The following is an 11,772-nucleotide window of genomic DNA, read 5'->3' on the forward strand; positions in this document are numbered from 1 at the left end:
CCCAAGGTTGTCGACACGTACACAGTGTTCCCGAACACCTACTACTGTTGCTAGGTGATGCCCTCCTTGAACCCGCTGTCGACCGCTTCGGTCGCCGTGAACGCCGCCCGAACGCTGACTCGTGAACTCGAGCAGCGAATCCTCACCACCGCCGTCGAGGCCGTTGCGGGCGACGGACGCAAACAACGGTGGGAACACCACAAGCAGACGCGACGCGCCGAGTTGACTGCGGGAACGCTCGACGCGATCCGCGTCCTGGGTCCGGCCACCGGCATGGATGAGATCGCCGCGCACATCGGGGTGTCGAAGACGGTGCTGTACCGGTACTTCACCGATAAGAGCGATCTCGCGGCGGCGGTGACCGTCACCTACATGGAGTCGACGCTGCTTCCGCTGCTGACCGACGTGTTGACCGACGACCTCGCCGACTACGACTTGGTCCGCACCGTCATCGACGTCTATGTGGACACGGTCGCGGCTGATCCGAACGTCTACGTGTTCACGACCGGTCGATCGTCAGGCAGCAATTCCGCCGCCTATACGGAGCGGATCTTCACCGGTGCGGTGCGGTCGACGATCGAGCAACGCCTTTCTGCGCGCGGCGCGAAGTCCGACGGCGCAAAGACATGGGCCGCCGCCATCGTCGGCGCGATCATCCGCGCCGTCGACGCCTGGCTGGTGACTCGCGACCAGCCGACGAAACAACTGGTCGACGAACTGACGATGCTGGTGTGGGGCGCACTGGTCGGGATCGTCACCCGGAACGGCGATCCGGAGGCATTCGCCGCGGACCCGCTGACGATGCCGCCGATGCCGGGAGACCCTTCATGAGCGGCTGGTTCGCGAGTCCGCACACGGTACTCCGGGCGCGCACTGTCGGCCTGATGGCCGACGTCGATCCGGAGTCGACGCCTGGTTACGACGGCGACAAGAAATCGGGTGCAGACGACCTCGCCGACGCAGGCGAGACGCTGACCGAGTTGCAGGAGAAGTTGTACGCCGAGGGCCGCAGCGGCGGTGACCGTTCGGTTCTCCTTGTGTTGCAGGGCATGGACACTGCAGGCAAAGGCGGCATCGTCCGCCACGTCGGGGGACTGATGGATCCGCAGGGCGTGATGGTGACCGGGTTCGGGAAGCCGACCCAGTCCGAGGCCGAGCACGATTTCCTGTGGCGCATCCGTAACGCACTGCCCGCACCGGGGAGGATCGGCATCTTCGATCGGTCGCACTACGAGGACGTGCTGCCGGTGCGCGTGCATTCATTGGTTCCGGAGTCCGTGTGGCGCGGCCGCTACGACGAGATCAACGCCTTCGAAGCGGAGTTGGCTGCGTCGGGAACCTCGATCGTCAAATGCGCACTCGTGGTGTCCAAAGCCGAACAGAAGGCACGGCTGGCCGAACGACTGGAACGGCCGGACAAGTTCTGGAAGTACGACCCCAACGATCTCGCCGAACGTGCGCTGTGGGACGAGTACCTCGAGGCGTACCAGGAGGTGTTCGACCGTACGGACACCGATGCCGCGCCATGGCACCTGATCCCGGCCGACCGCAAATGGTTCGCCCGCCTCGCTGTGGCCCGCCTTCTCGCCGAGACTCTGGAATCCCTCGATCTGTCGTGGCCGCCTGCCGACTTCGACGTCAAGGCCGAGAAGAAGCGGGTAGCGGACCTCGCAGACTGATCCACCAGACGCCCGACCCCCAAACGACTGACGCCGACCGCATCGTAGCGATGCGATCGGCGTGAGTCGGGCAGGTGCAGAGAGTCTTACTTGCCTGCAGCGGGCTTGGCGGCCGGAGCCTTCTTGGCGGCCGGCGTCGTTTTGGTCGCGGTCGTCTTGGTCGCGGTGGTCTTGGTCGGGGCGGCCTTCTTGGCTGCGGGGCGAGCCTTGGCCTCGACGGTTCCGGCGGCGCCTGCGACCTTCTGGGCTGCGGTGGTGCTGTCGGTCTTCACCTTGGTCGCGGTGTCCTCGACCTTGGCAGCGACGGCCTGGGCCTTGTCGGATGCCTCGGAGAGTTCGACAGCTGCGCCCTCGACCTCGTCGGCTGCGCGGCCGACGAGTCCGGCTGCGCGGTCGCCGACCGCGCGAGTCTGCGAGGAGACGACACCGAGCGCGTCTTCGGTGAGATCGACGGCGTCGTTGTAGGCCTTCTCGACGCGGTTGAAGTTCTCGTCGACGACGGTGTTCTCCCGCAGACGCGCGAGGGCGCTCTCGCCACGCTCGGCGAGCGAGTTGTACAGGCCGGTCGCAGTCTCGATGTAGGGGTCGGCGAGCTTGCGGAGCTCCTCAGTGGTGAGCCTGCCGCGCAGCTCGTCGAGGCTCGGGACCTCGTCGGGCAGCTCGCTGATACGGGTGCGAGTGTTGTCGATGCGAGTCTGGGCTGCGTCGCGGCGTGCCTCTGCGCGGGTGCGCAGATCGGCGACGGCGTCCTTGACTTCCTGGACTGCGGCGTCACCGGCGCCGACGACGGCGAAGATCGGGGTGGGGAGGGTGCGTTCGACGGTGCTCATGGAGCCTCCTGTTCACAGGTTTTAACTGACACTCCGAGTGTCGTCCCACCTGCTAGCAAATGCAAGCGTTTTGCTAGCTAACGTGGTTGAAGTCACCATTCATTGCCGCAAATCGGCACTCCGGAAACCTCATGGACCTGCGTTGTTATCGCGATCGACATGATCGGTCGATCAAGCCGAGCATGGCGCCAAGTGCTAGCAACGGCCACTCGACGGCGGCTCAGATATCGGGTATGACCCGGTCTCCGTACCGGTAGAAGCCGTGACCTGCCTTCTTCCCCAGTCGCCCTTGCGCAACCATCCGAAGCAGCAGAGCGGGCGGCGAGTACATCGGCTCGTCGAACTCGGAGTGCATCCGTTCGGCGATCGCGACGACGGTGTCGAGTCCGACGAGGTCGGCCAGACGCAGCGGACCCATCGGGTGTGCGACGCCGAGGACCATCGCGGTGTCGATGTCGTCGACGCCTGCGAATCCGTTCTCGACCATCCGCATCGCCGACAGCAGGTACGGCATGAGGAGCGCGTTGACGACGAAACCCGAGCGGTCCGACGAACAGATCACGTGCTTGCCGAGTACGTCGTGGGCGAACTCGCGCACCCGGCGCGTGACATCGTCGTCAGTGCGGTCGGTCGTGACGAGTTCCATCAACGGCAACGCGGGCACTGGATGGAAGAAGTGCATGCCGACCACGTTCCACGGTCTGGAGGTGGCCGCACTCAATGACGCGATCGGGATCGACGACGTGTTCGACGCCAGGATCGTCGCCGACCCGACCGCCGCGTCGAGCCTGCCGAGCAGGGCGACCTTGGCGGCCTCGTCTTCAACGATCGCCTCGATGATGAGGTCCCGGCCGTCGAAGTCGGCGAGATCGGTGGTGAATCGAAGCCTGCTCGAGACATGGTCACGCTCGCGTCCGGTCAGCGTCCCGCTGGACACCGCCTGATCGAGCGAGTCGAGAATGCGCGCCCGGCCGGAGACGACGAGATCGCGAGCTCGCTCGTGGACGAGGACGTCGCAGTGCGCGCGGGCGCACACCTCGGCGATGCCCGCGCCCATCCGTCCCGCGCCGACGATGCCGACGCGAGTGATGTACCCGCCTGCCATGTGGGGATCCTGACGTGTCGAAGAACGTGCGAATGCACGCGATCCCGGGTCGAGCGGGGCAGTGCCCTCGTCCGACCCGGGATCGTCATGGCTTTCGACTAGCTCCTAGTGAACTAGTCCCTAGTGAACTAGTCCCTAGTGAACTAGTCCCCAGTGGACTAGTCCCTAGTGGAACTGGCCCTCTTCGGTCGAGCCCTTGAGAGCTGCGGTCGAGGTGTTCGGATCGACGGTGGTGGCGATCCGGTCGAAGTAGCCCGCGCCGACCTCACGCTGGTGCTTGGTAGCGGTGTAACCGCGCTCCTCGGCAGCGAACTCGCGCTCCTGCAGATCGACGTACGCCGCCATCTGGTTGCGGGCGTAGCCGTGAGCCAGATCGAACATCGAGTAGTTGAGGGCGTGGAAGCCAGCCAGGGTGATGAACTGGAAGGTGAAGCCCATCGCGCCGAGCTCGTTCTGGAACTTGGCGATGGTCTCATCGTCCAGGTGCGCCTTCCAGTTGAAGGACGGCGAGCAGTTGTAGGCCAGGAGCTGGTCCGGGAACTCGGCCTTGACCGACTCCGCGAACTTCTTGGCGAGCTCCAGATCGGGCTTACCGGTCTCCATCCAAATCAGGTCCGCGTACGGAGCGTAAGCCTTGGCGCGAGCGATGCAGGGCTCGATGCCGTTCTTGATGCCGTAGAAGCCCTCCGCGGTGCGGGTGCCGTCCAGGAACGGCTGGTCGCGCTCATCGACATCCGAGGTGAGCAGCGTGGCGGCCTCGGCGTCGGTGCGGGCGATGACGACCGTCGGAGTGTCGGCGACGTCGGCAGCGAGACGAGCCGAGGTCAGGGTGCGGATGTGCTGCTGGGTCGGGATCAGCACCTTGCCGCCGAGGTGGCCGCACTTCTTCTCCGAAGCGAGCTGGTCCTCCCAGTGGGTGCCTGCGGCGCCCGCTGCGATCATGGACTTCTGCAGCTCGTAGACGTTGAGGGCGCCACCGAAGCCGGCCTCACCGTCGGCCACGATCGGAACGACCCAGTTGTCGACCGAGTTGTCGCCCTCGACTGCGGCGATCTCATCGGCGCGCAGCATGGCGTTGTTGATGCGACGCACGACGCTCGGGACCGAGTTGGCCGGGTAGAGCGACTGGTCCGGGTAGGTGTGACCCGAGAGGTTCGCGTCGCCTGCGACCTGCCAGCCGGAGAGGTAGATGGCCTTCAGACCGGCGCGAACCTGCTGAACGGCCATGTTTCCGGTGAGGGCGCCGAGTGCGTTGATGTAGCTGCCGTCGCCCTTGGTGACGCCGTCCCACAGGATCTCGGCGCCGCGCTTGGCGAGGGTGTTCTCTTCGACGACCGAGCCCTGGAGCTCGACGACCTGCTCTGCGGTGTACTCGCGCTTGATGCCCTTCCAGCGGGGGTTGGTGTCCCAGTCCTGCTGGATCTCGGCGGCGGTACGCGGCTTTCCGACGTTGCTCATAGCCTTCGCTTTCGTTAGAACTGCGACTTCGCAGTGGCTGCTTTCGGTCTTGGCGATCATCGGTTGCGAACCGACTCACACCTTGAGGCGATGCCTGACACGAGGTTGCCACAGACGAAACGTACTGGTCCAGACCATTCCGCTGTTAAGTTGAGGCATTCGGTTGTCAGATTTTGCAAATCTTGCAAAGATCGATTGGTGCACCACGCCGCCCTGTCGAATAAAAAAGTACGCGCGTACTGGGAAAACGATCCAGCCCGCCCCCGCGGCCACGTCGGCAGAGCTTCGTCTACCCGCCTCGGACATCCGCCACAACCTTACTGGACTGTGATGGATATCACCTACTTGCCGGTAGTTCTTTACCGACGAGATGCCCGTTCTACGGCCGACCGCACGAGTCCCGCGAACACGTCCTCGGTCATCGGCGGCTCGCTCCGCGCAGCGGTCGCGTCGTTCGAGCCCACCCCCAACTGCACGGTCACGACCTCTCCCGGAGCCTTCACGAGCACATTCGCCAGGTATGAGCTACGTGCCCGGACCGAGCCGTCGGCCAGCGTGGTCACCGAATCGGTGCGCAGGAGATACGACTGCTCCACCGCCTCGCGCAGCGAGTCGTCGTACGGAGCGGGAAGCTCCGTCGCCGTGTTGACGATGCGCGCACCGGCGAGAACACCGGTCGTCGGCCTCGACGTCACGACCCGGCACGGGCCGCTCGTGTCGCGACGATCGGCGTCGACGTTGCGACGCACCGTGCTGACGAGTTCGGTCATCGTGCCGCCGTCAGCCTGCGCCGCGAGCAGAACTGTGTTGTCCTCAGTCAGGTGCGGGTTGAACGCGGCGTCGGCCGTCGGGCGACACTGCGCGGGCTCGAAACCCACCTTCGTCGCCTGCTCGAGCGTCGACCGATTCGCGGCGATCATGTCGTCCACCTGGTACGGCACCGCGGCGAAGCCGGTGGGCAACTGGTCGCCCGGCAGGAGGCGACCAGCGAGAGTCGTTCCGACTGCCTCTGGCTCGCCCGCGCCGCATCCGGCGAGAAGCGTCGCCGCGACACCGGCGACGACTACCGCCATGATGGTGGACGTGTTCGGGGATCTGCTGCGCACGCGGTCACGGTACCGGGTGCGAGCGACACGACGAGCAGACAGAAGCGAAGCAGGACACACGAGTAGCCAGATGGGCAGACAGGTGGGAAGCGTCCCGGCATGAGTGGCAACAAGATGTACGTCGGTGCACGACTGCGCAGACTCCGCGCCGAACGCGGCCTCTCCCAGTTGACGATGGCGTCCACGCTCGGCATCTCGGCGTCGTACCTGAATCAGATCGAACACGACACCCGGCCGCTGACCGCACCGGTGCTGGCACGGATCACCGAGATCTTCGGCATCGACATCGGCTTCTTCGATCCCCAGGACGACGTTCGCCTCGTCGCCGAACTGCGGGAGGCGCTCCTGGACGAGGACCTCGACTTCGATCCGGCCGCGAGCGACGCCAACGAGGTCTCGACGATGGTCAGCTCCCACCGCGTGATCGCCGAGGCTCTCGTCGGGATGTACAGCCGATACCGAGTGGTGTCCGAGCAGTTGGCCGCCGCGACCGCCGGACGCGGCGACCACAGCGGACGCGGCACCATCTCGGCGCCCCACGAGGAGGTCCGCAACTTCTTCTATCAACGACGCAACTACGTGTACGAACTCGACGAAGCCGCCGAGAACCTGACCTCACGCATGCGGATGCACTCGGCGGATCTGCGCGCAGAGCTCACCGCGCGCCTGGAAGACGTGCACGGCGTCCGCATCGTGCGACGGGTCGACCTCGGCGACAACGTGCTGCACCGCTTCGATCCCGAGCGTCGCCAACTCGAGTTCTCGGCCGCGCTGGGCGCCGGTCAACGCGGATTCAAGGTGGCCGCCGAACTCGCCTATCTGGAGTTCGACGACCTCATCACCGAACTCGTCGACGACGGCGGGTTCTCGAGCGACGACGCGGCAGCGTTGGCGCGCCAGGGACTGGCGAACTACTTCGCCGCGGCCGCGGTGCTGCCGTACACACAGTTCCACGGGGCCGCCGAGGAGTTCCGCTACGACATCGAACGGCTGTCGGCGTTCTACGCGGTCTCCTACGAGACCATCTGTCATCGACTGTCGACGCTGCAACGGCCCAACCTGCGCGGTGTCCCGTGGACGTTCGTCCGGGTCGACCGCGCAGGCAACATGTCCAAGCGGCAGTCGGCGACGGGCTTCAACTTCTCCTCCAGCGGCGGCACCTGTCCGCTGTGGAACGTGTACGAGTCGTTCACCTCGCCCGGAAAGATACTCACCCAGATCACCGAGATGCCCGACGGACGTGACTACTTCTGGGTGTCCCGGACCGTCGAGCGCCGTGCCGCGCGGTACGGACAACCCGGAAAGACCTTCGCGATCGGCATGGGTTGCGAACTGCGACATGCCAATCGAGTCATCTACTCGGACGGCGTCGAGATCGGGGCCGACGCGGCGACGACGCCGATCGGTGCGGGCTGTCGTGTCTGCGATCGGCGTAACTGTCCGCAGCGCGCCTTCCCTCCCCTGGGCTCGACGCTCAACATCGACGAGCACCGCAGCACGGTCTCGCCCTACACGATGTCCTGAGGCTGGATCTGCCGATCCGCTTTCTGGTCTACGGTCGAGGTATGAGCACACCTCGCGTCTCACCCGGTACGTTCGGCGATCTGGGTCCGATCAATTGGCTGGTGGTGCGGGCCATGTCGATTGCGACCGGCACCGACAACGCCCACATCTTCGCCACTCTCGGCCGCAGCAAGGGCCTGTTCCGCGGCTGGCTCCACTACTCCTCACGCATGATGCCGTTCGGGGAGCTGTCCCGTCGCGAGACGGAGATGATTATCATCCGCGTCGCGCACCTGCGCGGGTGCGACTACGAACTCGACCACCACCGTCGTCTCGGAGCGAAAGCCGGGATCGACGACGCAGCGTTCGCCGATATCGTCGGCGGCCCGGACGCGGGGTGGGGCGACCGCGAACGGGTGCTTTTGCGTGCGGTCGGCGAGCTCGTCGCCGACCGAGACGTGTCGGATGCGACGTGGAACTCGCTCCGCAGGCATCTCACCGAACGTCAGGCGATCGCGCTCGTCCTCCTCGTCGGCCAGTACGACTCCCTCGCCACCACGATCGGCGTCCTGCGTGTCCAACGCGACGAGTTCGCCTCGAACCGGTGAGGACGACCATCGCCCAGCACCTGATGGGCAACCCGGCGTTCTCGCTCGTCTATGAGAAGGCGTGGCGACCGATCTTCACCCGCGGTTTCAGCCTCGGCGGATCGGGCACCGCCGACTACGATCACGCGTTGCGCGCCTACCTCGCGCGTCCCGGCGACCGGCGCGTCCTCGACGTGGCCTGCGGCCCCGGCAATTACAGCGACGACGCGGCGGGCGGCCTGACCGGCGACGGCCGGTACGTCGGCATCGACTTCTCCGCCGCCATGCTCGCGCGCGCCGGCCGCGACCACGGGGACGAGCGGGTGACCTTCGTGCGGGGGGACGCCCATCGTCTCCCGTTCGCCGACGGTTCCTTCGACACCGTTCTGTGCCTGGCCGCCCTCTATCTGATTCCGGGCCCGCTGCCGGTTCTCGACGAGATGGCACGAGTCTGCGCCCCCGGCGGGGAGATCATCGTCTTTACGTCGGCGCGGACCTCGGTGGCGGCACTGCCCGGCGGAACGCTTGCGGCCGGACTCGTCGGCCTCCGGATCTTCGACCTCGACGAGGTGGTCGACCGGCTGCGCTCGCTCGGGATGGAGCACCTCGAACAGACCGTCACCGGCGTCGGCCAGTACGTCCACGCGCGAACACCGAGGATCGCATCATGACGAATACCTTGCCGCGCAACCGTTCCTAGAAGTCCCGGTAGTCCCGAGTCGACATCCGCGGGCCGCGGCGCTCCGGCATTCCGCTCGCCACCTCGCACAGTCGGATCACCCGGTATCGCTGACCGCGATAGGGCTCGAGCAGTTCGAGCATGCGCGTATCGTCGATCCGCTGTCCGATCAGTGCGGTCCCCACCACCGACGGCGTGTGGTAGTCGCCGACCGGAACCGCGTCCGGGTCGCCGAGAGCTCGGATCCGAGTGTGCGCGGCCGTCCATTCTCCTACGCCGCGCAGTGCGGTCAGCACGTCGGCCTTCGACTCGACGTCGACGAGCGCCGCAGCCCGAACGGTCCTCATCCGAACCGGCTCGATACCGCTTCGGTGCCAATCGGATTCGGCGATCTCTCGCCACACCTCGCGCGGCGGCGGCACTCGCATATCGGGCGGCACCGGCCCAGGCGCGGGTTCGCCATAACGACCGAGTAGATATCGCCAGCCCCGGTAGGCCTCGGTACCGGTCACCTTCTGTTCCAGGATCGACGCGACGAGCGCCTCCCACACCCGGTCCGTGCGCCCGATCCGCAGACCGGGAGCGCGGGCGACGAGGCGTGCGAGCACCGGGTCGTCGGCGACCAGATCAGCCGGCCGGTCGGCAGTGCCGAGCATGTCGGGCGCCCGCTCCAGGAGCCATTGCGCACCCGCGCCCCACGCGCGAGCAGTGATCTGTTCGCCTGCACGGGCGAACGTCACGGTGCCGGGACCGTCCGGGGTGTGGACGGCGCGCCAGATCGAGCCGTCCGGCGCGACCCGGTACGCCCGGTCCCGGCTGCCGCGCCGGTGCACCCCGAGGACAGCGCTCATGCGGGTCGCCTCGGGGCAGGTCCACCGACGGTCTGCGGCTCTCACTCTGCCATTGTGCAGATCTGCGGGGTGAGGCGTCGACTTGCGCCAGACGGCGTCGTTTTCATGCCACGAATGCGTTGAATCCGGGGACGTGGTCGATCTGTCGAACAGAATGGCTCCGTGACGACAACAATTGTGCACAATGCCCGACTCATCGACGGCACCGGCGCCGACGCCGTAGCCGACGCTGTCATCGTGATCGACGACGGGAAGATCACCTATGCGGGCGCGTCCGCCGGTGCCCCGCAGATCGACGAGTCGACGAATCCCGTCCGCGTCGACGTCGGCGGCAGCACCGTGACGCCCGGATTCTTCGACTGCCACGTCCACCTGTCGTTGCCGGGCACCAAGGGATCGCCCATCATGGCGGCGATGGTGCCCGAGTCATACCGCTTCTTCGAGCTCATCGGACGTTTGAAGACAACGGTCTCCGCAGGCGTCACCACCGTGCGGGACCTCATGGGCGTCGACGTCGGTGTACGCGACGCCGTCAAGCACGGTCTCGTCGAAGGTCCGCGACTTCTGGTCGCAGACAAGATGTTCAGCCAGACCGGTGGGCACGCCGACTTCCACATCCCATCCGGTCTCGACGGCTCGGGGCTGATCGGCGGTGTCATCGTCGACAGCGTCGACGAAGCGCGCAAAGAGGCACGCACCCTGCTGCGCGAGGGCGTCGACGTACTCAAGATCGCATCGAGCGGTGGTGTGACCTCGCCGTCCGACGATCCCGACTGGCTCGGTGCACGCACCGAGATCGTCGCCGCCCTCGTCGAGGAAGCGAACAACTACGGTGGCCGCAAGGTCGCCGCGCACGCCATCGGTCTGGCCGGTATCCAGGCCGCGGTGCAGGGCGGTGTGCACAGTGTCGAGCACGGCTACGCACTCAACGACGAACTGCGTACCGAGATGGTCCAGCGAGGCCAGTTCTTGGTGCCGACGCTGATCGAGACACTCAAACCCGACACCGCGACCCCGCAGGCCGTCGCCAAGAGCACCAAGTGGCATGCACTCGCCCACGAATCGATTCAGGCGTCCGTCGACGCCGGGATCAAGGTCGCCGTCGGCACGGACGCCGGGCTGGTCCCCGACCACGGGGACACCCTCGCCGAGCTCGGCTGCCTCGTGAAGTTCGGTGGCATGACCCCTATGCAGGCCATCGTCGCAGGCACCAAGACGTCCGCCGAACTGTGCGACGTCGCCGACACCGTCGGCACTCTCGAGGCGGGCAAGCTCGCCGACATCGTCGTCGTGAAGGGCGATCCGCTCGCCGACATCGACTGCCTCGCCGACAAGGACAACATCCTGCTCGTCCTCCAGGAAGGAAAGACGGCCAGCAATCGCGGAGGATACGCGCTCTGAGGTGCACACGTGTCTTGTGGCCGGACGCCGACGGCACGGTGACCGTCGGCCGAAACATGGACTTCCACCAGGATCTCCTGATCACCCGACGGGCACCGCAGATTCGCAGATAGCCGGCACACAGGATCCCGCGCAGCGGGCACCAGAGGCGACCTCGCTGCGCGGGATCCTGCAGCCTAAGTGGTGCGCCCCTACAGGTTGATCATGTGACCGATCGCGCCGTGGAAGGTCTCTTGGAGCGCTTCGCTCATGGTCGGATGGGTGTGAACGTTGCGCGCCAACTCGTTGGCGGTCAGGTCCCACTTCTGCGCGAGGGTCAGCTCTGGGAGCATCTCGGAGACGTTGTCGCCCACCAGGTGGCCGCCGATCAACTCGTCGTGAGTCCCGTCGGTGATCAGCTTGACGAAACCGGCCGGAGCGCCGAGACCCTGCGCCTTGCCGTTCGCGGTGAACGGGAACTTAGTGACCTTGACGTCGTAACCTTCGGCCTTCGCCTGCTCCTCGGTGAGACCGAACGACGCGACCTGCGGCTGGCAGAACGTCGCGCGCGGCATCATGCGGTAGTCGCCGAGC

Annotated in this window: 11 protein-coding genes and 1 pseudogene; 6 read left to right on the plus strand and 6 right to left on the minus strand. The window is 66.2% G+C overall.

Annotated features, from left to right (window positions below; genetic code table 11):
- The first annotated feature begins 57 nt into the window (after positions 1–57).
- Both ACTIMF_RS09375 and ACTIMF_RS09380 read left to right on the plus strand, forming a co-directional pair.
- Positions 58–831 (plus strand): TetR/AcrR family transcriptional regulator, encoded by a 774-nt coding sequence (locus tag ACTIMF_RS09375; RefSeq protein ID WP_442350016.1) that lies wholly within the window; start codon positions 58–60, stop codon positions 829–831.
- Positions 828–1,679, plus strand: a complete 852-nt coding sequence (locus ACTIMF_RS09380; protein ID WP_442350017.1) for a polyphosphate kinase 2 family protein — start codon at positions 828–830, stop codon at positions 1,677–1,679. The genes ACTIMF_RS09375 and ACTIMF_RS09380 overlap by 4 nt, the downstream gene beginning before the upstream one ends.
- An 86-nt stretch (positions 1,680–1,765) precedes the next feature.
- On the opposite strand, the gene ACTIMF_RS09385 is transcribed toward ACTIMF_RS09380, so the two are convergent.
- The 4 genes from ACTIMF_RS09385 to ACTIMF_RS09400 all read right to left on the minus strand — a co-directional run bounded on the left by ACTIMF_RS09385 (position 1,766) and on the right by ACTIMF_RS09400 (position 6,178).
- Positions 1,766–2,509: a heparin-binding hemagglutinin gene (locus ACTIMF_RS09385; protein ID WP_442350018.1), complete on the minus strand. Its 744-nt coding sequence runs from the start codon at positions 2,507–2,509 to the stop codon at positions 1,766–1,768.
- A 220-nt stretch (positions 2,510–2,729) separates the two neighbouring features.
- A complete protein-coding gene (locus ACTIMF_RS09390) occupies positions 2,730–3,614 on the minus strand; it encodes a 3-hydroxybutyryl-CoA dehydrogenase (RefSeq protein ID WP_442350019.1) in 885 nt (294 codons plus the stop codon).
- 165 nt (positions 3,615–3,779) lie between these two features.
- The gene (gene aceA / locus ACTIMF_RS09395) at positions 3,780–5,072 is read right to left on the minus strand and encodes an isocitrate lyase (protein ID WP_442350020.1); all 1,293 of its coding nucleotides are present in this window, start codon (positions 5,070–5,072) and stop codon (positions 3,780–3,782) included.
- A 359-nt stretch (positions 5,073–5,431) separates the two neighbouring features.
- Positions 5,432–6,178: a hypothetical protein gene (locus ACTIMF_RS09400; RefSeq protein WP_442350021.1), complete on the minus strand. Its 747-nt coding sequence runs from the start codon at positions 6,176–6,178 to the stop codon at positions 5,432–5,434.
- A 99-nt stretch (positions 6,179–6,277) separates the two neighbouring features.
- Here ACTIMF_RS09400 and ramB point away from each other — a divergent pair, with 99 nt between their 5' ends.
- From ramB to ACTIMF_RS09415, 3 genes are read left to right on the plus strand one after another with little or no spacing between them, the layout of a single operon-like run.
- Positions 6,278–7,702 carry an acetate metabolism transcriptional regulator RamB gene (ramB, locus tag ACTIMF_RS09405; RefSeq protein ID WP_442350022.1) on the plus strand — a complete coding sequence of 475 codons (1,425 nt, stop codon included), beginning with the start codon at positions 6,278–6,280 and terminating at the stop codon, positions 7,700–7,702.
- A gap of 41 nt (positions 7,703–7,743) precedes the next feature.
- On the plus strand, positions 7,744–8,289 hold the full coding sequence (locus ACTIMF_RS09410) for a carboxymuconolactone decarboxylase family protein (protein WP_442350023.1): 546 nt from the start codon (positions 7,744–7,746) through the stop codon (positions 8,287–8,289).
- A 23-nt stretch (positions 8,290–8,312) separates the two neighbouring features.
- Positions 8,313–8,939, plus strand: coding sequence for a class I SAM-dependent methyltransferase (locus tag ACTIMF_RS09415; protein ID WP_442350029.1), 627 nt, complete (start codon positions 8,313–8,315; stop codon positions 8,937–8,939).
- A 25-nt stretch (positions 8,940–8,964) separates the two neighbouring features.
- Here the strand turns inward: ACTIMF_RS09415 and ACTIMF_RS09420 are convergent, their stop codons facing one another.
- Positions 8,965–9,798 (minus strand): DNA-3-methyladenine glycosylase family protein, encoded by an 834-nt coding sequence (locus ACTIMF_RS09420; protein ID WP_442350024.1) that lies wholly within the window; start codon positions 9,796–9,798, stop codon positions 8,965–8,967.
- 162 nt (positions 9,799–9,960) lie between these two features.
- On the opposite strand from ACTIMF_RS09420, the gene ACTIMF_RS09425 reads away from it, so the two are divergent.
- Positions 9,961–11,199, plus strand: a complete 1,239-nt coding sequence (locus tag ACTIMF_RS09425; protein WP_442350025.1) for an amidohydrolase family protein — start codon at positions 9,961–9,963, stop codon at positions 11,197–11,199.
- 191 nt (positions 11,200–11,390) lie between these two features.
- Here ACTIMF_RS09425 and ACTIMF_RS09430 read toward each other — a convergent pair.
- A pseudogene (locus ACTIMF_RS09430) lies at positions 11,391–11,772 on the minus strand (dihydrolipoyl dehydrogenase); the annotation flags it as partial.

Source organism: Gordonia sp. (in: high G+C Gram-positive bacteria) (assembly GCF_052106715.1).
Taxonomy (GTDB): domain Bacteria; phylum Actinomycetota; class Actinomycetes; order Mycobacteriales; family Mycobacteriaceae; genus Gordonia.

Excerpts from the sequence above, each read along its gene's own strand:
- aceA (WP_442350020.1), bottom strand. The coding sequence starts at position 5,072 with ATGAGCAACGTCGGAAAGCCGCGTACCGCCGCCGAGATCCAGCAGGAC.
- ACTIMF_RS09415 (WP_442350029.1), top strand. The coding sequence starts at position 8,313 with ATGGGCAACCCGGCGTTCTCGCTCGTCTATGAGAAGGCGTGGCGACCG.
- ACTIMF_RS09420 (WP_442350024.1), bottom strand. The coding sequence starts at position 9,798 with ATGAGCGCTGTCCTCGGGGTGCACCGGCGCGGCAGCCGGGACCGGGCG.
- ramB (WP_442350022.1), top strand. The coding sequence starts at position 6,278 with ATGAGTGGCAACAAGATGTACGTCGGTGCACGACTGCGCAGACTCCGC.
- ACTIMF_RS09410 (WP_442350023.1), top strand. The coding sequence starts at position 7,744 with ATGAGCACACCTCGCGTCTCACCCGGTACGTTCGGCGATCTGGGTCCG.
- ACTIMF_RS09380 (WP_442350017.1), top strand. The coding sequence starts at position 828 with ATGAGCGGCTGGTTCGCGAGTCCGCACACGGTACTCCGGGCGCGCACT.
- ACTIMF_RS09375 (WP_442350016.1), top strand. The coding sequence starts at position 58 with ATGCCCTCCTTGAACCCGCTGTCGACCGCTTCGGTCGCCGTGAACGCC.
- ACTIMF_RS09385 (WP_442350018.1), bottom strand. The coding sequence starts at position 2,509 with ATGAGCACCGTCGAACGCACCCTCCCCACCCCGATCTTCGCCGTCGTC.
- ACTIMF_RS09390 (WP_442350019.1), bottom strand. The coding sequence starts at position 3,614 with ATGGCAGGCGGGTACATCACTCGCGTCGGCATCGTCGGCGCGGGACGG.